Below are 18,744 nucleotides of genomic sequence, written 5' to 3'. Positions count from 1 at the left end.
GCTGGGTAGCGTGCGTGCCCATGTCGCTCGCCGCGCGCCAGGACGTCCCCGCGGGCTCCGGGGCGCCGACCTTCGAGTCCACCGACCCGGCGTCCGGCGCCGTGGTCGGGGTCTTCCCGGTGCAGGACGCCGCGGACGTGCGCGCCGCGGTCGAGCGGGCCGGCACCGCGGCCGCGGCGTGGGCCGGCCTCGGGTTCGACGGCCGCCGCCGGCGGCTGGCCGCCTACCGCGGCTACCTGGCCCGGCGCCTGCACGAGCTGGCCGACCTGGTGCACCGCGAGAACGGCAAGCCGCACGCCGACGCGATCCTCGAGATCAGCCTGGCGATCGACCACCTGGCCTGGGCCGGGGCGCACGCGCGCAAGGTGCTCGGCCCGCGCCGGGTCAACCCCGGCCTGCTCGCCGCCAACCACGCCGCGTACCTGGAGTACCAGCCGCTCGGGGTCGTCGGGGTCATCGGCCCGTGGAACTACCCGGTCTTCACGCCGATGGGCTCGATCGCCTACGCGCTGGCGGCCGGGAACGCCGTCGTCTTCAAGCCCTCCGAGCACACCCCCGCGGTCGGCACGTGGCTGGCCACCGCCTGGCGGGCCGCCGTGCCGGATGCCGCCGACGTCCTCCAGGTCGTCACCGGCGACGGCGGGACCGGCGCGGCGCTGTGCCAGGCCGGCGTCGGCAAGCTCGCCTTCACCGGCTCGGCCCCCACCGGGCGGAGGGTGATGGCCGCCTGTGCCGAGACCCTCACGCCGGTGCTCATGGAGCTCGGCGGCAAGGACGCGATGATCGTCGACGACGACGCCGATGTGGCCGCCGCCGCCGACGCCGCGGTCTGGGGCGCGATGAGCAACGCCGGGCAGACCTGCATCGGCATCGAGCGGGTCTACGCCACCGAGCGGGTCTACGACGCCTTCGTCGCCGAGGTGACCGAGCGGGTGCGCGGCCTGCGCCCGGGGTCGGACGACGCCGCCGACTACGGGCCGATGACCATGCCGTCCCAGGCCGACGTGGTGCGCCGGCACGTGGACGACGCCGTCGCCGCCGGTGGGCGGGTGGTGGCCGGCGGCACCGTGGAGGGCCGGTACGTGGCGCCGACGGTGCTGCTCGACGTCCCGGAGACCTCGGCGGCGGTGCGCGAGGAGACCTTCGGCCCGACGCTCACCGTCACGCGGGTGCGCGACGCCGAGGAGGCCCTGGCGCGCACCAACGCCAACCCGCACGGCCTGGCCGGCGCGGTCTTCTCCCGGTCCCGAGAGCGGGCGATGGACCTGGCCCGGCGGATGCGCAGCGGGATGACCTCGGTGAACTCGGTGCTGACCTTCGCCGCGGTGCCCGCGCTGCCCTTCGGCGGCGTCGGCGAGAGCGGCTTCGGCCGCATCCACGGCCCGGACGGGCTCAAGGAGTTCACCCGGGCCAAGGCGATCACCCGGCAGCGGGTGCCGCTCCCCGTCGACCTGATGAGCTTCCGCCGCCCGGCCGCCGCCGCCGACGCGCTGGCCCGCGTCATGGGCCTGGTGCACGGGCGGCACCGGTGACCGCGGCCCCACGGGGCGGGAATGGCCATTGCCGTCCCCCTGAGGGCGACCTTCGTGGCCCCCTCGGCCCTCCCGACGGCGCCGAGGAGTTCGACGTCGTCGTCGTGGGCGCGGGGTCGGCCGGCTGCGTGCTGGCCGCCCGGCTGACCGAGGACCCGTCGCGGCGGGTGCTGCTGCTCGAGGCCGGCGGCTCCGACGACGCGCTCGAGGTGCAGATCCCGGCGGCGCTGTACAAGAACTGGCGCACCCGGCGGGACTGGAACTACACCACCGAGCCGCAGCCGGCCCTGGGCGGCCGGCGGCTGTTCTGGCCGCGGGGCAAGCTCGTCGGCGGGTCCTCGTCGATCAACGCGATGATCTACGTGCGCGGCGGGTCGTGCGACTACGACGAGTGGGCCGCGCTCACCGGCGACGAGTCGTGGTCCTACGAGCACGTGCTGCCGCTGTTCCGGCGGATGGAGGACAACGCCCGCGGCGCCGACCGCTTCCACGGCGTCGGCGGCCCGCTGCGGGTGGAGGACCCGCGCTCGCCGCACCCGTGGTCACGGGCCGCCGTCCAGGCCGCGATCGCCGCCGGCCACCCGCGCAACGACGACTTCAACGGCGCCACCCAGCAGGGCGCCGGGCTCTACCAGCTCACCCAGCGGCGCGGCCGGCGCTGGTCGGCCGCCGACGCCTACCTGCGGCCCGCGCTGGGCCGTCCCGGCCTCACCGTGCGGACCGGCGCGCTGGCCACCCGGGTGCTGGTCTCCGGCGGGCGGGCCACCGGCGTCGAGTACCGCCGCGGCGGGCGGACGCACACCGCGCACGCCGCCACCGAGGTCGTGCTGGCCGGCGGGGCGGTCAACTCGCCGCAGCTGCTGCTGCTCTCGGGTATCGGCCCGGGTGCGCACCTGCGGGAGGTCGGCGTCGACGTCGTCCACGACCTGCCCGGCGTGGGGGCAGGCCTGCAGGACCACCCGCTGGTGCCGGTGGTCTGGCACACCCGCTCGGGGCGGTCGCTGTTCCGCGCCGAGTCGCCGTCGGGGTACGCGCGGTGGTTCGCCGCCCGGCGGGGCCCGCTGACGTCGAACCTCGCCGAGGCGGGGCTGTTCACCCGCTCCCGGCCCGACCTGCCCGCCCCGGACCTGCAGGTCCACTTCCTGCCGGTCAAGTACTGGCGGCAGGCGGAGGTCGACCCCGACGTCGACGCCTTCACCGCCGCCGCCGTGCTGGTGCGGGTGCACTCGCGGGGCTCGGTGCGGCTGCGCTCGGCCGACCCGACGTGGGCCCCGGCGATCGACCCCGGCTACCTCACCGACGAGCGCGACCTCGACGCCCTCGTCCGCGGGGTGGAGGTCGCCCGCGAGATCGCCGCGACCGGCCCGCTGTCCGCCGTCCTCGGAGAGGAGTGGTCGCCGGGCGGCACCGTGCACTCCCCCGACGGGCTGCGCCGGGCGGTGCGCGACACCCTCGAGTCGCTGTACCACCCGGTGTCCTCCTGCCGCATGGGCACCGACGACGGCGCGGTGGTCGACGCGGAGCTGCGGGTGCACGGCCTCGACGGGCTGCGGGTGGCCGACGCCTCGGTGATGCCGACGCTGGTGCGGGGCAACACCAACGCCCCGACGATGCTCGTCGCCGAGCGGGCGGCCGACCTGGTCACCGGCCGCACCGTCGACCCCGCCCTCGCCGGCACCGCCTGACCGGCGGCCGGTCCCTGCCCGGCAGGGCCCGGCGACCCTGCCCCCGGCGGGCCCGCGGTGCTGCGATGACCGTGCCCGCAGACCTCGCGCGCAGGGGGACCCCCATGACCGCCACCGCGGAAGCCACCGAGACCACCACCTACACCCTCGAGGGCCGACTCCTGGAGGTGTGCACGTGCGACGCGATCTGTCCCTGCTGGGTGGGTGAGGACCCCGACGGGGGCGTCTGCGACTCGTCGCTGGCCTGGTACGTCGACTCGGGCACGGTGCGCGGGGTCGACGTCTCCGACCGGGCACTGGCGTCGGTGACCCACATCCCGGGCAACGTCCTGGCCGGCAACTGGCGGGTCGCCCTCTACGTGGACGACCGCTGCACCGACGAGCAGCAGCAGGCGCTGCTCGACGTGTTCACCGGGCAGCTCGGCGGCCCGATCGCCGACCTCGCCGCGCTGATCGGCGAGGTCGTCTCGGTCCAGAAGGCCCCGCTGACCTTCACCGTGGAGAAGGGCGCGGGCACGCTGCGGATCGGGGACGTCGTCGAGGCCCAGCTCGCGCCGTTCCAGGGCGCCACCGGCCGGACGACGACGCTGAACGAGACGGTGTTCAGCACGATCCCCGGCTCCCCCGCCTTCCCCGGCAAGGCGACCGTCTACCGGCAGGCCGGTCGCATGCTCGGCCGGCCCGACATCGACATCTCCGGCAAGAACGCCATCCAGGGTCACTTCCGCTTCACCGGCTGAGCGGCCCGGCGTGACGACGGCGTCCCGGGCGGCGCCCCCGACCCGCCGGCCGCGCGACCCCGCGCCGCTCCTGTGGGGCGTCGCCGGCGCCTGCTGGGCGGTCACGTTCGCGCTGGTGCTCGCCGGGGCAGCCGGGCACGGCCACGCGGCGGCGGACGGCGCCGCGCCGTGGGGCGTGCGGGTGGCCACGGCGCTGGCCGCCTGGACGGTGATGCTCGGCGCGATGATGCTGCCCACGCTGGTGCCGCTGGCCCGCCTGTTCGTGGCGGTCAGCGCGCGGGCGCCGCACCCGCGCGCCGCCCGGACCGGCCTGTATGCCGGCTACCTGGCCACCTGGACCGCCGCGGCAGCGCCGGCGCTCCTCGCCGCCTGGGCGGTGGACCGGCTCGTGGCGGCGTGGCCGTGGCTCGCCGCCCGCGACGGGCTGGTCCTCGGCGCGGCACTCCTCCTCGCCGGGGGCTACCAGTTCAGCCGGCTCAAGGACGCCTGCCTGACCACCTGCCGGTCACCGGCGTCCTTCCTCTGGCAGCACTACCGCCGCGGGACCCGGGCCGCGGCCGGCCTCGGAGTCCGGGCCGGGCTGTGGTGCCTGGGCTGCTGCTGGGCGCTGATGCTGCTGCTGACCGCCACCGGCGTCGCCAGCCTCGGCTGGATGCTCGCCCTCACCGCCGTGATGGTCACCGAGAAGACCGCCCGCTGGGGCGCGCGGCTGGTCCGCCCGGTCGGGTTCGCGCTGCTGCTGTGCGGCGTCGCGGTCTGCTCCTCCGCGCTGTTCTCCCCCGCCGCGCCGGCCTGCCACCACGGGGCCTGCGCAGCGCCGCCGGTCAGCACCTCCCGTTGACGCCCTCCGCCGCCCGAGGGGCAGAGATGGCCATCTCTGCCCCTCGGGCGCGTGGTTCAGCCGTGCGCCTGGCCGGCCGCGGCCTGGGTGGGCGACGGCGGCAGCCCGACGTCGGACGCCGCCGGGCGGGAGCGCCGGATCGAGATGGACAGCGCCGCGGCCACCAGGCACAACGCACCGGCGGCGAACCAGGCCAGGTCGTAGGAGCCGGTCACGTCCCGGATGACGCCGCCGCCGAACGCGGCGACCGCCGCCCCGACCTGGTGCGAGGCGAACACCCAGCCGAACACCACCGGCGCCCGCGGCCCGAAGTGCTCCCGGCACAGCGCCAGGGTCGGGGGCACCGTGGCCACCCAGTCCAGGCCGTAGAAGACGATGAACGCGATCATGCTGGCGTGCAGGTGCGGCCCGAAGAGGGTCGGCAGCAAGAACAGCGACAGCCCCCGCAGCCCGTAGTAGGCCAGCAGCAGCACCCGCGGGTCGGCCCGGTCGGTGAGCCAGCCGGAGAACACCGTGCCGGCGATGTCGAAGACCCCGACGACGGCGAGCAGCCCCGCGGCGGTCGTCACCGGCATCCCGTGGTCGTGCGCGGCCGGGATGAAGTGCGGCTGCACCAGCCCGTTGGTGGACAGCCCGCAGATGAAGAACCCGCCGGCCAGCAGCCAGAACGGCCGGGTGCGGGCACCCTCGACCAGGCCGCGGACCGCTGCGCGCGCGGCCCCGGTGCGCACCGGGGCGACGTCGTCGTCCGGCGTTCCGCCGTAGGGGGCCACCCCGAGGTCGCGCGGCCGGTCGCGCATCAGCCACGCCACCAGCGGGACGACGGCCAGCGCCGCCGCCGTCGTCCCGAGCGAGGCCGCCCGCCAGCCCCAGGTCTGCTCGGCCCAGGCGACCAGCGGCAGGAAGACCAGCTGACCGGTCGCGCTGCCCGCGGTGAGGACGCCGGAGACCAGCCCGCGCCGGGCCACGAACCAGCGGCCGGTCACCGTGGCCACCAGCGCCAGCGCCATCGACCCGGTGCCCAGGCCGACCAGCACGCCCCACAGCAGGACCAGCTGCCAGCTGGCGGTCATGAAGACGGTCAGCCCGCTGCCGGTCGCCGTGAGCAGCAGCGCGGCGACGACGACCCGCCGGATGCCGAACCGCTCCATCAGCGCCGCGGCGAAGGGCGCGGTGAGTCCGAACAGCGCCATGTTGACCGCGACGGCCGCCGAGATGGTCGTCACCGACCAGCCGAACTCCGCGCGCAGCGGGTCGATGAGCACCCCCGGCACGGCCCGGAACGCCGCGGCGCCCACCAGCGCCAGGAAGGTCACCGCCGCGACCCACCAGGCCGGGTGGATGCGGTGGGTGGCGGCGGTGCGGGGGTGGTCGGTCGTCGTCACGGCGCCGAGCATGACCGACGGCGGCGACCGACCGACAGTGGCCCGGAGGCCAACATGTGCAACGATCCGGCCATGCCTCCAGGCGCGAGTCCGGCCATGTCCCCGGGGCCGAGTCCGGCCATGCCGCCAGGCCCGAGTCCGGCCATGACGCCGGGCCGGAGTCGGCACGAGGTCGCCGTCCTCGCGGTGGACCGCGTCGTCGGCTTCGAACTCGGGCTGCCCTACCGGCTGCTCGGGCTGGCCGAGGCCGACGACGGCTCGCCGCTCTACGACGTGCGGATCGCCACGCTCGACGGGCAGCCGGTCCGGACGGCAGACGGGTTCTCGATCCAGCCCGACCACGACGGCTCGGTGCTGCGGACGGCCGGCACGGTGATCGTCCCCGGGATCATGGGCGGCCCGGCGGTGCGTGAGGGCCGCATCCCGCCGGAGCTGCGCGAGGCCCTGCGTGCAGCCGCCGGTCACGCCCGGATGGTGTCGATCTGCACCGGGTCGTCGGTGCTCGCCGCCGCAGGCCTCCTCGACGGCCGGCCGGCCGCCACCCACTGGCGCGACGTCGACGCCTTCCGCCGCAACTTCCCCTCCGTGCACCTCGACCCGGACGTGCTCTTCGTCGACGACGGCGACGTGCTGACCTCCGCCGGTGTCGCCGCGGGCATCGACCTGCTGCTGCACCTGGTGCGCCGCGACCACGGCAGCGAGGTCGCCAACCGGGTCGCCCGGCGCAACGTCGTCGCACCGTGGCGGGAGGGCGGCCAGTCGCAGTTCGTCGAACGACCGCTGCCGGAGGCCGGCGAGGCGGGCACCGCCGCCACCCGGGCCTGGGCCACCGAGCGGCTGGGCGAGCCGCTCACCCTGGCCGACCTGGCGGCGCACGCGCGGATGAGCGTGCGCACCTTCACCCGCCGGTTCCGCGAGGAGACCGGCGTGTCCCCGCTGCGCTGGCTGGCCGGGCAGCGGCTGGCCCTGGCCCGGCACCTGCTGGAGTCCACCGACGCGCCGATCGACCGGGTCGCCGCCGACGCGGGGTTCGGCACACCGGCCTCGCTGCGCCAGCACCTGCGGGCCAGCATCGGCGTCGCCCCGGGCACCTACCGGCGCACCTACCGCGGCGCGGGTGTGACCGGACACTCCACGGGGTGATGGCACAGACGCGGTCCGCATCTGGTTGAGTACGACGTACCGGCGCCGCCCTCCGCTCATCCGGAGCTGCAGGACCCGACGTCGGACCGAGGCAGCGCCACCGAGGCGCGCCCGGTCGTCGGACGTCCCGCGGACGACGCGAGCTCGCCCTGCTCCGCGCAGGTGCGCCGCGCCCGGGATCGACGGCGGCCATCCCGACCGTCAGGAAGACCGAATGACCTCGCACGACCCGTCCACCCCTGCCCGCGACAGCGCCGGCCGTCGCCGTCGCGGCAGCCGCGGCCGCGGCCGCTCCGGCGCCGCCCGTCCGGCCTCCCCCGTCGCCGAGCCGACCCGATCCGCGCCGGCCGCCGCCGCCGCGGTGGACCTCGCCCCGGTGGACGTCGCCCCGGCCGTCGTCCCCGCCGGCGCCCCCGCCACCGTCGTGGCCACCGACACCACCTTCGCCGCGCTCGGCGTCCCCGCGCCGCTGGTCGAGGTGCTCGCCGCCAGCGGCATCACCGCGCCGTTCCCCATCCAGGTGGCCACGCTGCCGGACTCGCTGTCCGGGCGCGACGTCCTCGGCCGGGGCCGCACCGGCTCGGGCAAGACGCTCGCCTTCAGCCTGCCGCTCGTGGCCCGGCTGGCCGCCTCCGACAGCCGCCGCCAGGCCCGGCGGCCGCGCGCGCTGGTGCTGGTGCCGACCCGCGAGCTGGCCAACCAGGTGCTGGCCACCGTCGACCCGCTCGCCCGCGCCCTGGGCATGAAGGCGACCACCGTGTTCGGCGGCGTCGGCCAGAACCCGCAGGTGCAGGCGCTGGCCGCCGGCGTCGACGTCGTCATCGCCTGCCCCGGCCGGCTCGAGGACCTCATCGGTCAGGGCCACGCGGACCTGTCCGCCGTGGAGATCACGATCCTCGACGAGGCCGACCACATGGCCGACCTGGGCTTCCTGCCCGGGGTCAAGCGGATCATGGACCGGACGCCGAAGACCGGCCAGCGGCTGCTGTTCTCGGCCACGCTGGACAACGGCGTCGACGTCCTGGTCAAGCGCTACCTCTCGAACCCGGTCACCCACTCGGTCGACCCGGCCGTGGCGCCGGTCGCGACGATGACCCACCACGTCCTGCGGGTCGAGGCCGCGGACAAGGCCGCCGTGGTCCGCGAGCTCGCCTCCGGGCTCGGCCGCAGCGTGCTGTTCACCCGCACCAAGCACCAGGCCAAGAAGCTCGCCAAGCAGCTGACCGCGTCCGGCGTGCCGGCGGTGGACCTGCACGGCAACCTCAGCCAGAACGCCCGCGAGCGCAACCTCGAGGCCTTCAGCAACGGGAGCACCCGGGTGCTGTGCGCGACCGACATCGCCGCCCGCGGCATCCACGTGGACGACGTCGCGCTCGTCGTCCACGTCGACCCGCCGGCCGAGCACAAGGCCTACCTGCACCGCTCGGGCCGCACCGCGCGGGCCGGCGCCGGTGGCACGGTCGTGACCGTCGCGACGCAGGACCAGGCCGGCGAGGTGCGCACCCTCGCCCGGCAGGCCGGCATCACCCCGACGGTCAGCGTGGTGCGCCCGGGCGCGCCGGAGATCGCCGCGCTGACCGGCCCGCCCGCCCCGCACGTCGAGCCCGCCCCGGCGCCGGCTCCCCAGCCGCAGGGCCAGGGCGGCGGCCGGCGCCGCCGGTCCGGCGGGGGTGCCGGCGCCGGTTCGACCGGGGCTCCGACGGGTGCTGGGGCCGCGACGTCCGGCGGACGGGGCGGCACGGGTCGGCCCGCGGGTCCGGCCCGCACCCGGGCCGAGCTGGCCGCGCGCGCCGGCACCCACTCCGCCGCGTCGTTCAGCGGCCGGTCCCGGCGCGGGGGCCGCTGACCGCCGTCCACTCCGGTTGACGCCCGGGGTGGTGGGCACGGCAGGTGTCGTCCAGGGTTGGTCGAGCCCCTGACCGCCCGACCCGACCTGCGAGGTACCCCACCATGGCCCTGCCCATCACCCTGTCCGAGATCGGCCCCCGCATCTCGGCTGGCGCGTTCATCCTCAACAGCGGCCTGGGCAAGCGCGGTGCCGACGAGGCCACCGCCGCCGGCCTGCACGGGTTCGCGTCGGGCACCTATCCGTTCCTGAAGAACGTCCCGCCGCAGCAGTTCGTGAAGGGCCTGGCCTACGCCGAGATCGCCGTCGGGACCGCGCTGCTGACCCCGTTCGTGCCGACGGCGCTGGCCGGCGCCGTGCTCACCGGCTTCTCGGGCGGCCTGCTGGGGCTGTACCTCAACACCCCGGGGATGCGGAAGCCCGGCAGCCTGGCCCCGACCCAGGAGGGCCTGGCCATCGCCAAGGACGTCTGGCTGCTCGGCATCGGCGTCGGCCTGCTCACCCGCGGCACGATCGACCGCAAGCCGAGACAGGTCCGCAAGGCCGCCAAGACCCTCGCCAAGGCCAACCGCAAGGCCGCCCGCGCCGCCCGGCGCGAGGCCGCCTGAGGGAGGACACCGCCCGCCCCCGCTCGGGCCGTGCCCCGAGCGGGGGCGGGAACGGCCACTCCCCGGGCGCGCCGTCACCCGGGCAGGAACACCTGGGTGACGACGCGCCGCCGGCGCGCGCCGGCCGGCTCGTTGGCCATGCGGGCGGTGAGGGCCGCCCGCAGCTCGGTCACCAGCTCGGTGAACTCCTCGTCACTGAGCCACAGCGCCACCTGCCGGTACCCGACCCCGTCGGCGGCGGGGTCGAGCCGACCGCCGTCGGCGCGGTCGGCGTACCGGTCGAAGTCCGCCAGCAGCGCGGCGACGAAGGTCGCGAACGCCCGCCGGTGCTCGTCGGCCGGCATCGCGGCCGCGGTCGCGCCGTCCACCGAGGCCGCCTCGGTCACCAGCCGGTAGCTGCGCTCCGTCGCGCCGCGCACCCGCCGCTCCCCCGCCACCGCGAGCACGCCCGCCTCAGCCAGCACCCCGACGTGCCGGTACAGCGTCGCCGGCGGGACGTCGGCCAGCTCGGCGCGCAGGTCGGCGGTGGTGAGGACCCGCTCCCCCAGGAACGCCTGCACGATCCGGAGCCGGACCGGGTGCAGCAGCAGGTCCGCGGTTGCCACGGCCACCACCATTCTCGTGTTTGACAACGGTATCGATTTCGAGAATGATAGCGCCATGGCAACCGTGACCACCACTCCGCAGACCCTCCGCGTCACCCTCACGACGGCCGAGAAGGTCCTCGGCCTCCTCGGCGACCTGGAGGTGCCGCGCGCGTCGGTGACGTCGGCAGAGGCGGTCCCCGACGGGCTGGCCGGCGCCCGCGGGCTGCGCGCTCCCGGCCTCGGCCTGCCCGGCGTCCGCAAGATCGGCACCTGGCGGGCGCGCGGCGAGAGGTCGCTGGTGTCGGTGCGCCGGGGCCAGCCGGCCGTGCGCGTCCGGCTGACCGGCCAGCGGTACGACACGCTGCTGGTGGGTGCCGACGACGCCGCCGCGCTGGCCGCCGACCTCGCCCCGGGTCGCTGAGCGTGCACGACCTGCCCATCCGGGTCCCCGGCGAGCCCGCACTGGCGGGCACGCTCACCCTCCCCGCGACCCCGCTCCCGGCACCGGCGGTGCTCCTCGCCTCCGGGTCCGGCCCGCTCGACCGGGACTCCAACCACCGGCGCGCCCGGTTCGACGTCACCCGACAGCTCGCGCACGCCCTCGCGGCGGGCGGCCTGGCCTCGCTGCGCTACGACAAGCGCGGCGTCGGCGAGACCCCCGGCGACTGGCGCGCGGCCGGCCTGCACGACAACGTCGACGACCTCGCCCGGGCGCTCCACACCCTCGCCGCCCGGCCCGAGGTCGACGCCGGCCGGGTGCTCGTCGCCGGGCACAGCGAGGGCGCCCTCCTGGCCGCCGCGCTGGCCGCACGGGGGGAGCCGGTCGCCGGCGTCGTCCTGCTGTCGACGAGCGCCACCCCCGGCGAGGAACTGCTGCGCTGGCAGGCCCGGCAGCTCGCACCCACGCTGCCCGCACCGGTGCGCGGGTTGCTGCGCCTGCTGCGCACCGACCTGGAGGCGAAGGTCGCCGCCAACCACGCGCGGATCAAGGCCACCACGACCGACGTCGCCCGGGTCGGCGGCGTCCGCGTCAACGCCCGCTGGACGCGCGAGTTCATGGCGCACGACCCCCGGGCCGACCTCGCCCGGCTGACCGTCCCGGTGCTGGCGGTGACCGGCGAGAAGGACCTCCAGGTCCCCGCCGCCGACCTCGACGTCCTCGCCGCGACCGTGCCCGGCCCGGTGGAGGTGCACCGCGTGGCCGACCTGACCCACACGCTGCGCCGCCAGCCGGGCCGCGCCTCGCTGCGGGCCTACCGCGAGGAGCTGCGCCGTCCGGTCGACCCTGAGGTGCTCGCGACCGTCGTGGCCTGGTGCCGGCAGGTTCCCGCGTCGTGAACCGGCCCCGGCCCGCTCCCTGGCGACGGCCTGTCGGCTCCCTGTGAACCCCCTGTGAAGGGGTACCGGCGAGGTCCTTCAAGGTTGCAGTATCTGCGGCCACAGCGGTACCCGCCGTCGGGGCGGGGTCACCGCCGGCCCCGAGGAGGTCCCGTGCTCAGCCTGACCGGCTCCACCCGCCCCGCCCGCCGCACCGCGGCCGCCGTCCTCGCCCTCGGTCTCGGCGTCGGCCTCACTGCCTGCGGCGGGGGCGAGGACGACGCCGGCGCCGCTGCCGGCGGCACGTCCAGCAGCGCCGCCGACACCGGCTCCAGCGCGGCTGCGGCGCCCTCGTCCGCGGAGGCCCCGGCCGCCGAGAGCGAGACCGTGACGGTGAACGCCGTCGACTTCGACTTCGAGCTGTCCGAGGACTCCTTCGCGGCCGGCACCTACACCTTCGAGGTCACCAACACCGGCAACATGCCGCACGACTTCGTCGTCGAGCGGGACGGCGAGGACGTCGCCGCCACCGAGGTCCTCCAGCCGGGCGGCACGGCGACCCTCGAGGTGACCCTCGAGGAGGGCGACTACGTCTTCTACTGCGGCGTCGGCCAGCACCGGGCCAACGGCATGGAGGTGCCCGTCTCGGTCTCCGCCTGACCGCACACCGCCGGCGCGCAGCCGCGCCCCGACGGTCCGGCCCCGGGACGGTGGGCGGCGGGCCCCCGACCGCCGCCCACCGTCCCGGCTCTCAGTTCCCGCTGGCGAAGGCCGCGTCGAAGGCGGCCGCGGGCGGGTCGAACGCCAGCCGGCGGACGAACTGCAGGGCTTCGGGGGCGCCGACCAGGCGGTCCATGCCGGCGTCCTCCCACTCGACCGAGATCGGCCCGTCGTAGCCGATCGTGTTCAGCATCCGGAAGCAGGCCTCCCACGGGACGTCGCCGTGCCCGGTGGAGACGAAGTCCCAGCCGCGCCGCGGGTCGGCCCAGGGCAGGTGCGACCCCATCCGGCCGTTGCGGCCGTTGCCGACCTGCTTCTTCGCGTCCTTGCAGTCGACGTGGTAGATCCGGTCCTTGAAGTCCCAGATGAACGACACCGGGTCCAGGTCCTGCCACACGAAGTGCGACGGGTCCCAGTTCAGGCCGAAGGCCTCCCGGTGGCCGATGGCCTCCATCGTGCGGACCGTCGTCCAGTAGTCGTAGGCGATCTCCGACGGGTGCACCTCGTGGGCGAACCGCACACCGACCTCGTCGAAGACGTCGAGGATCGGGTTCCAGCGGTCGGCGAAGTCGCGGTAGCCGTCCTCGATCATCGACTCGGGCACCGGCGGGAACATCGCGACGGTCTTCCAGATCTTCGACCCGGTGAACCCGACGACGGTCTTGACGCCGAGCTTCGCGGCCGCGCGGGCGGTCGTCTTCATCTCCTCGGCCGCCCGCTGCCGGACGCCCTCGGGGTCGCCGTCGCCCCACACGCGCGGGTGCACCATGCCGCGGTGCCGCTCGTCGATCGGGTCGTCGCAGACGGCCTGGCCGTTGAGGTGGTTCGAGATGGCGAAGACCTGCAGGTTGTAGCGCTTGAGCAGGTCGAGCTTCTCCTGCACGTACGCGTCGTCGTTCGCGGCGCGCTCGACGTCGAGGTGGTCGCCCCAGCAGGCGATCTCCAGGCCGTCGTAGCCCCACTCCGAGGCGAGCCGGGCCACCTCCTCGAACGGCAGGTCGGCCCACTGGCCGGTGAACAGGGTGACGGGACGGGGCATCGCAGGTCCTCCTTCAGGCGGGGATGGGGGTCCAGACGGAGTCCGCGGCCGCGCTGCGCTCGACGGCGTCGAGCACCCGCTGCACCTGCAGCCCGTCGGCGAAGGACGGCGTGGGGTCCTCGCCCTTGGCGATCGTGGTGACCAGGTCGACGACCTGGTGGGTGAAGCCGTGCTCGTAGCCGAGGCCGTGGCCGGCCGGCCACCACGCGGCGACGTAGGGGTGCTCGGGCTCGGTGACGATGATCCGGCGGAAGCCGGCGGTCGCGGCGGGCTCGGCGCCGTCGAAGAACTCGAGCACATTCATGTCCTCGAAGTCGAAGGCCAGGCTGCCGGCCGAGCCGTTGACCTCGATGCGGATGGCGTTCTTCCGGCCGAGCGCGAACCGGGTGGCCTCGAAGCTGGCCAGCGCGCCGCCGGAGAACCGGCCGAGGAAGACCGCCGCGTCGTCCACGGTGACCTCGCCGGTCTCCTCGCCGCCGACGCCGCTGAGGCTGCCGCTGGACACCGGCAGCGGCCGCTCCTTGACGAAGGTCTCCAGCAGGGCGCTGACCCCGGTGAGCCGCTCGCCGGTGATGTACTGCGTGAGGTCGACGATGTGCGCGCCGATGTCGCCCAGCGCCCCGGAGCCGGCCTTGTCCTTCTCCAGCCGCCACGACATCGGCGCGGCCGGGTCGGCGATCCAGTCCTGCAGGTACTGCGCGCGCACGTGCCGGATCTGCCCGATCCGGCCCTCGGCGACCAGCTGCCGAGCCAGCCCGATGGCCGGCACGCGGCGGTAGGTGAAGCCGACCATCGAGCGGACGCCGCGGGTGGCGGCCCGCGCCGCGGCCTCGGCCATCGCCTCGGCCTCGGCCACCGTGTTGGCCAGCGGCTTCTCGCAGAGCACGTGCTTGCCGGCCTCGAGGGCGGCGATGGCGATCTCGGCGTGCGTGTCACCGGGGGTGCAGACGTCGACCAGGTCGACGTCGGACCGCTCGACGACCCGGTGCCAGTCGGTCTCGGTGCTCGACCAGCCCAGCCGGCCGGCGGCGTCGGCGACACGGGCGGCGTCCCGGCCGGCGAGCACGGTCAGCTCCGGTCGCAGGGGCAGCTCGAAAAAGTGGGGGGCGGTGCGCCAGGCCTGGGAGTGGGCGGCGCCCATGAAGGCGTAGCCGATCAGGGCCACGCGCAGAGGGGGTGTGCCGAGGGTGGAGGTCATGCGGTCGCTCCGGGGGTGGAGCGGGGTCGCCGGAGCACCGGGCTCCGGCGACCCCGCGTCAGCGGTCAGGACTCGAAGGCGGCGTCGATGTACTGGTCGACGTTCTCCGTGGTGACGACCGGTGCGTCGAGCACGATCCGCTGCGGCACGCCCTGGGACGTGAGGTCGGACAGGCTCTTGCCCTGCGCGATGAGCCGGGCGAGCGCGATCCCGTCCGCAGCCTGGGTGTGCGGGTAGATGACGGTCGCCTGGAGCACCGAGTCGCCGGACTGGATCTCGCGCATCGCGTTCGCGGAGCCCGCGCCGCCGACCATGAAGAACTCGCTGCGGCCGGCGTTGTTGATGGCGGCCAGGACGCCGACGCCCTGGTCGTCGTCGTGGTTCCAGATCGCGTCGATCTGCGGGGCGGCCTGGAGCAGGTTGGCCGCCGCCTCCTCGCCGCCCTCGACGGTGAAGTCCGCCGCCACCCGGTTGTCGACGTTGAGGCCGCACTCGGTCAGCGCGTCGGCGAAGCCCTGGCTGCGGTCCTGCGTCAGCGGCAGCGAGTCGATGCCGGCGATCTCCGCGACGACCGCGTCGGGCTGGTCGCCCAGCTGCCCGCAGATGTACTGGCCGGCCGAGACACCCATGCCGTAGTTGTCGCCGAGGACGGTGGCCTGGGCGGCGAACGGGCTGTTGAACTCGCGGTCGACGTTGATGACCGGGATGCCGGCCTCCATGGCCCGCAGCGCGACGGGGGTCAGTGCGGCGCCGTCGAAGGGCAGCAGCACGATCGCGTCGACCCCCTCGTTGATGAAGGTCTCGACCTGGCTGATCTGGGTGCTGACGTCGTTGGTGCCCTCGGCGATGCTCAGCTCGACGTCCTCGTAGCGATCGGCCTCGGCCTGCGCGGCCTGGCTGATGCCCGCCATCCAGCCGTGGTCGGCGGCCGGCGCGGAGAAGCCGATGCGGACCGTCTCGCCGGCCTCGTCGTTGGGGCTGGCGGCGTTGTTGCCGCCCTCCTCCCCGGAGCTCTCCGGCGTGTTGCTGGTGCAGCCGGCCACGAGGGCGCCGGCACCGACCAGGGCGATCGCGGTGTAGGACAGGCGGCGGAACGGACGCTGCCTCGCTGCGGACATGTTCTCTCCTCGGATGGGCCTCACTGGCTGCTCTGGCCAGGTGGTCTGTCGGGTGCTGGTGCGCCCAACGGGCCGGGAGCCCGGTGGGGTGGTGCGGACCGGTGCGCGCCCCCGCGGCGCACCGGTCACGTCGAGGGGCGGTCCGGTGCCGCGCCGGGGCCGGTCCCGCCGGGGCCGCCGTCCGCCGTGGTCCCGCCGGACGCCGCGCCGGCCGGCGCTCCCGCCACGGCCGGGGTGCCGGCCGCGGGTCTGCCCGCGGTCGGACGGCGGAAGCTGAAACCGCCGGTGGCCAGGCGCTGCTGCAGCAGGACGGCGAGCACGATGATCACGCCGCGGGCGACCGCCTGCGCCGAGCTGGACAGGTTGTTCAGCGTGAAGACGTTGCCGAGCGTGGTGAAGATCAGCACGCCCAGGACGGTGCCGACGATGGTGCCGCGGCCACCGATGAGCAGCGTGCCGCCGATGACCACCGCGGCGATCGCGTCGAGCTCGTACAGGGTGCCGTGGGTGGAGCTGCCGGTCGTCGTCCGGGCCATGATCATGACCGCCGCGATGCCGCACGTGATGCCCGACAGGACGTAGAGCTTGACCGTGTGCCGCTGCACGCGGATGCCGGCCAGGCGCGCGGCCTCGGCGTTGCCGCCGACGGCGAAGGTGCGTCGGCCGAACGTGGTGCGGTTGAGCAGCACCCATCCCGCGATCGCGACCAGCGCGAAGATGATCACCAGCGTCGGGACGCCGAGGATGCTGCCGGCGAAGAAGTCGAGGAAGGCGCGGTCCTGGATGATCTGCGTCCGCCGGTTGGCGATGATCTCCGCCAGGCCGCGGGCCGCGGCCAGCATGGCCAGGGTGGCGATGAAGGCGGCGAGCTTTCCGTAGGCGATGACCACGCCGTTGACCAGCCCGGCGACCGAGCCGACGACGATCGCGGTGAACACCATGACGATCCAGTGGAAGTCCTCGGCCATCTGCTGGGTGGCCAGCGTGGTGGCCCACACCGAGGACAGGGCGACCAGCGCGCCGACCGACAGGTCGATGCCCCCGCCGATGATCACGAACGTCATGCCGATGCTGACCACGCCGATGACCGCGGCCAGCCGCAGGATCGTCAGCACGTTGTCGACGCTGGCGAACCGGTCGCCGGCGGTGACCACGCCGACGATGCACAGGATGACCAAGGCGACGACCAGACCGAGGTTGCGGCCGACCGGGCCGGACATGAAGCCCGGTCCCCCGCCGTTCCGGCCGCGCGCCGCCGGGCCCGCGGCCGTGTTCGCCGCTCCCCCCGTCGTCGCGGTGGTGCTCCCGCTCATGCCACGTCCCCTTCGTGCTGCGTTGTTCCGGGAAGGGGGGCGCCCCGGTGGCCGATCCCCTCCATGACCAGGTCGAGCACGCGGTGCTCGTCGAGCGCGTCGGCCGGTTCCTCGGCGAGCACCCGGCCCTCGGCGACGACCAGGACGCGGTCGGCCAGCCCGAGGACCTCCGGGATCTCGCTGGAGACGACGACGACCGCGACGCCGCGGTCGGCCAGGTCCCGGATCAGCGCGTAGATCTCCGAGCGGGCGCCCACGTCCACCCCGCGGGTGGGCTCGTCGAGCAGCAGCACCCGGCAGTCGCGCAGCAGCCAGCGGGCCAGGACGACCTTCTGCTGGTTGCCGCCGGACAGCGTGCGGACCTCGCGGTCGACGTCGGCGGGCCGCACGTCCAGCGACTCGACCTGCTGCCGGGCGGCGTCCTTCTCCGACGCCCCGGACAGGAAGCCGGCGCGGGCGAAGCGGGCCAGGCTGGAGATGCTGATGTTGCGGTACACCGACTCGCCGAGCAGCAGGGCCTGGCTCTTGCGCTCCTCCGGGGCCAGGCCCACCCCCGCGGCCACCGCGCCGCCGACGTCCCCGGGGCGCAGCCGGCGACCGCCCACCCGGACGGTGCCGGTGGTGGCGTGCCGGGCGCCGAAGACGGTCTCGAGGATCTCCGAGCGGCCGGAGCCGACCAGGCCGGCCAGGCCCACGATCTCGCCGGGGCGGACGCGGAACGACACGTCGCTGAAGGAGTCGCGCAGGCCCAGCCCCTCGACCTCCAGCAGCGGCGCCTCGTCCGTGTGCGGCAGTGCCCGCCGCTCCGGGAAGACGTACTCGATGGTGCGGCCGGTCATCAGCGTGATGACCTCGCGGGTCGGCGTCTCGCGGGCCGGGAGCCCGGTGGCGACGGTGCGGCCGTCCTTGAGCACGGTGATCCGGTCGCCGATCGTGCGGATCTCCTCGAGCCGGTGGGAGATGTAGACGACGGCGACGTCGGAGGCCTGCAGCTCGCGGATGACCGCGAACAGCCGCTCGACCTCCTCGTTGTCGAGGACGGCGGACGGCTCGTCCATGACGATCAGCCTCGCGTCCTGGGACAGCGCCCGGGCCATGCTGACCATCTGCTGGGACGCGGCCGACAGCGACCCGACCTCCGCCGTCGGCCGGATCTCCGGGTGGCCGAGGCGGGTGAGGAGCTCACTGGCGGTCCGGTTGGCCTCGGCCGGCCGGGTGATGCCCAGCCGGGAGAACTCCCGCCCGAGGAAGACGTTGTCGGCGACGGTCAGCCCGGCCACCAGGTCCAGCTCCTGGTAGATGGTCGCGATGCCCAGCGACATGGCGGCCTGCGGCGTGGCCAGGTCGACCGGCTCCCCGCGCCAGGAGATGCGCCCGGCGTCGGGCTGGTGCGCGCCGGCCAGGACCTTGATCAGCGTGGACTTGCCGGCGCCGTTCTGGCCGAGGAGGCAGTGCACCTCTCCGGCGCGGACGTCGAGGTCGACGCCGTCGAGCGCCCGGACCCCCGGGAAGGTCTTGACGATCCCGTGCATCTCCAGCAGCGGGGCCGTCACGACCGACACCCGCTGGGAGTCGGAGGAAGGACCGAGGACACGGCGTCACCACCCGGACTTTTGCTCAACGCTGACCATTAGTCGGTTCAGCGTGGAACATATGTCCCGGCGCAGGTGTG

The 18,744-nt window shown here is 75.2% G+C and carries 17 protein-coding genes; 10 read left to right on the top strand and 7 right to left on the bottom strand.

Translation table 11 applies throughout. The features are described 5' to 3' along the window. Positions 1-20: 20 nt before the first annotated feature. From ACI789_RS02135 to ACI789_RS02120, 4 genes are all read left to right on the top strand, one after another. The gene (locus tag ACI789_RS02135) at positions 21-1,532 is read left to right on the top strand and encodes an aldehyde dehydrogenase family protein (RefSeq protein WP_457006495.1); all 1,512 of its coding nucleotides are present in this window, start codon (positions 21-23) and stop codon (positions 1,530-1,532) included. A gap of 104 nt (positions 1,533-1,636) precedes the next feature. Next, positions 1,637-3,217 (top strand): GMC family oxidoreductase, encoded by a 1,581-nt coding sequence (locus tag ACI789_RS02130; RefSeq protein WP_457006494.1) that lies wholly within the window; start codon positions 1,637-1,639, stop codon positions 3,215-3,217. A gap of 104 nt (positions 3,218-3,321) precedes the next feature. Further along, on the top strand, positions 3,322-3,957 hold the full coding sequence (locus ACI789_RS02125) for a DUF1326 domain-containing protein (RefSeq protein ID WP_457006493.1): 636 nt from the start codon (positions 3,322-3,324) through the stop codon (positions 3,955-3,957). 10 nt (positions 3,958-3,967) lie between these two features. Continuing rightward, a complete protein-coding gene (locus ACI789_RS02120) occupies positions 3,968-4,798 on the top strand; it encodes a DUF2182 domain-containing protein (RefSeq protein ID WP_457006492.1) in 831 nt (276 codons plus the stop codon). Between the two features lie 56 nt (positions 4,799-4,854). On the opposite strand, the gene ACI789_RS02115 is transcribed toward ACI789_RS02120, so the two are convergent. Continuing rightward, positions 4,855-6,183 carry an MFS transporter gene (locus ACI789_RS02115; RefSeq protein WP_457006491.1) on the bottom strand — a complete coding sequence of 443 codons (1,329 nt, stop codon included), beginning with the start codon at positions 6,181-6,183 and terminating at the stop codon, positions 4,855-4,857. 144 nt (positions 6,184-6,327) lie between these two features. Between ACI789_RS02115 and ACI789_RS02110 the strand changes: the two genes are divergently transcribed. From ACI789_RS02110 to ACI789_RS02100, 3 genes are all read left to right on the top strand, one after another. Beyond that, the gene (locus ACI789_RS02110; RefSeq protein WP_457006490.1) at positions 6,328-7,326 is read left to right on the top strand and encodes a GlxA family transcriptional regulator; all 999 of its coding nucleotides are present in this window, start codon (positions 6,328-6,330) and stop codon (positions 7,324-7,326) included. Between the two features lie 214 nt (positions 7,327-7,540). Beyond that, a complete protein-coding gene (locus ACI789_RS02105) occupies positions 7,541-9,172 on the top strand; it encodes a DEAD/DEAH box helicase (RefSeq protein WP_457006489.1) in 1,632 nt (543 codons plus the stop codon). Between the two features lie 104 nt (positions 9,173-9,276). Next, positions 9,277-9,780 (top strand): hypothetical protein, encoded by a 504-nt coding sequence (locus ACI789_RS02100; RefSeq protein WP_457006488.1) that lies wholly within the window; start codon positions 9,277-9,279, stop codon positions 9,778-9,780. Positions 9,781-9,854: 74 nt separating this feature from the next. Here ACI789_RS02100 and ACI789_RS02095 read toward each other — a convergent pair whose 3' ends face one another. Continuing rightward, entirely contained in the window at positions 9,855-10,385 is a 531-nt protein-coding gene (locus ACI789_RS02095; protein WP_457006487.1) for a helix-turn-helix domain-containing protein, read from the bottom strand. 55 nt (positions 10,386-10,440) lie between these two features. Here ACI789_RS02095 and ACI789_RS02090 point away from each other — a divergent pair, with 55 nt between their 5' ends. The 3 genes from ACI789_RS02090 to ACI789_RS02080 all read left to right on the top strand — a co-directional run bounded on the left by ACI789_RS02090 (position 10,441) and on the right by ACI789_RS02080 (position 12,344). Next, positions 10,441-10,788: a hypothetical protein gene (locus tag ACI789_RS02090; RefSeq protein ID WP_457006486.1), complete on the top strand. Its 348-nt coding sequence runs from the start codon at positions 10,441-10,443 to the stop codon at positions 10,786-10,788. A gap of 2 nt (positions 10,789-10,790) precedes the next feature. Continuing rightward, positions 10,791-11,705, top strand: coding sequence for an alpha/beta hydrolase family protein (locus ACI789_RS02085; RefSeq protein WP_457006485.1), 915 nt, complete (start codon positions 10,791-10,793; stop codon positions 11,703-11,705). Positions 11,706-11,858: 153 nt separating this feature from the next. Next, positions 11,859-12,344 carry a cupredoxin domain-containing protein gene (locus ACI789_RS02080; protein WP_457006484.1) on the top strand — a complete coding sequence of 162 codons (486 nt, stop codon included), beginning with the start codon at positions 11,859-11,861 and terminating at the stop codon, positions 12,342-12,344. Positions 12,345-12,435: 91 nt separating this feature from the next. Here ACI789_RS02080 and ACI789_RS02075 read toward each other — a convergent pair whose 3' ends face one another. The 5 genes from ACI789_RS02075 to ACI789_RS02055 form a co-directional block, all read right to left on the bottom strand. Then, complete coding sequence (locus tag ACI789_RS02075) at positions 12,436-13,443, bottom strand: sugar phosphate isomerase/epimerase family protein (RefSeq protein ID WP_457006483.1); 1,008 nt, start codon at positions 13,441-13,443, stop codon at positions 12,436-12,438. A 13-nt stretch (positions 13,444-13,456) separates the two neighbouring features. Further along, the gene (locus ACI789_RS02070) at positions 13,457-14,641 is read right to left on the bottom strand and encodes a Gfo/Idh/MocA family protein (protein WP_457006482.1); all 1,185 of its coding nucleotides are present in this window, start codon (positions 14,639-14,641) and stop codon (positions 13,457-13,459) included. 65 nt (positions 14,642-14,706) lie between these two features. Next, entirely contained in the window at positions 14,707-15,759 is a 1,053-nt protein-coding gene (locus ACI789_RS02065) for a substrate-binding domain-containing protein (protein WP_457006481.1), read from the bottom strand. Positions 15,760-15,884: 125 nt separating this feature from the next. Then, on the bottom strand, positions 15,885-17,072 hold the full coding sequence (locus tag ACI789_RS02060; protein ID WP_457006480.1) for an ABC transporter permease: 1,188 nt from the start codon (positions 17,070-17,072) through the stop codon (positions 15,885-15,887). Beyond that, positions 17,069-18,625, bottom strand: coding sequence for a sugar ABC transporter ATP-binding protein (locus tag ACI789_RS02055; protein WP_457006479.1), 1,557 nt, complete (start codon positions 18,623-18,625; stop codon positions 17,069-17,071). The genes ACI789_RS02060 and ACI789_RS02055 overlap by 4 nt, the downstream gene beginning before the upstream one ends. Positions 18,626-18,744: the final 119 nt, after the last annotated feature.

The sequence above is a fragment of the Geodermatophilus sp. SYSU D00965 genome (genome assembly GCF_054050075.1).
This window is presented reverse-complemented; position numbering and strand designations above follow the sequence as displayed.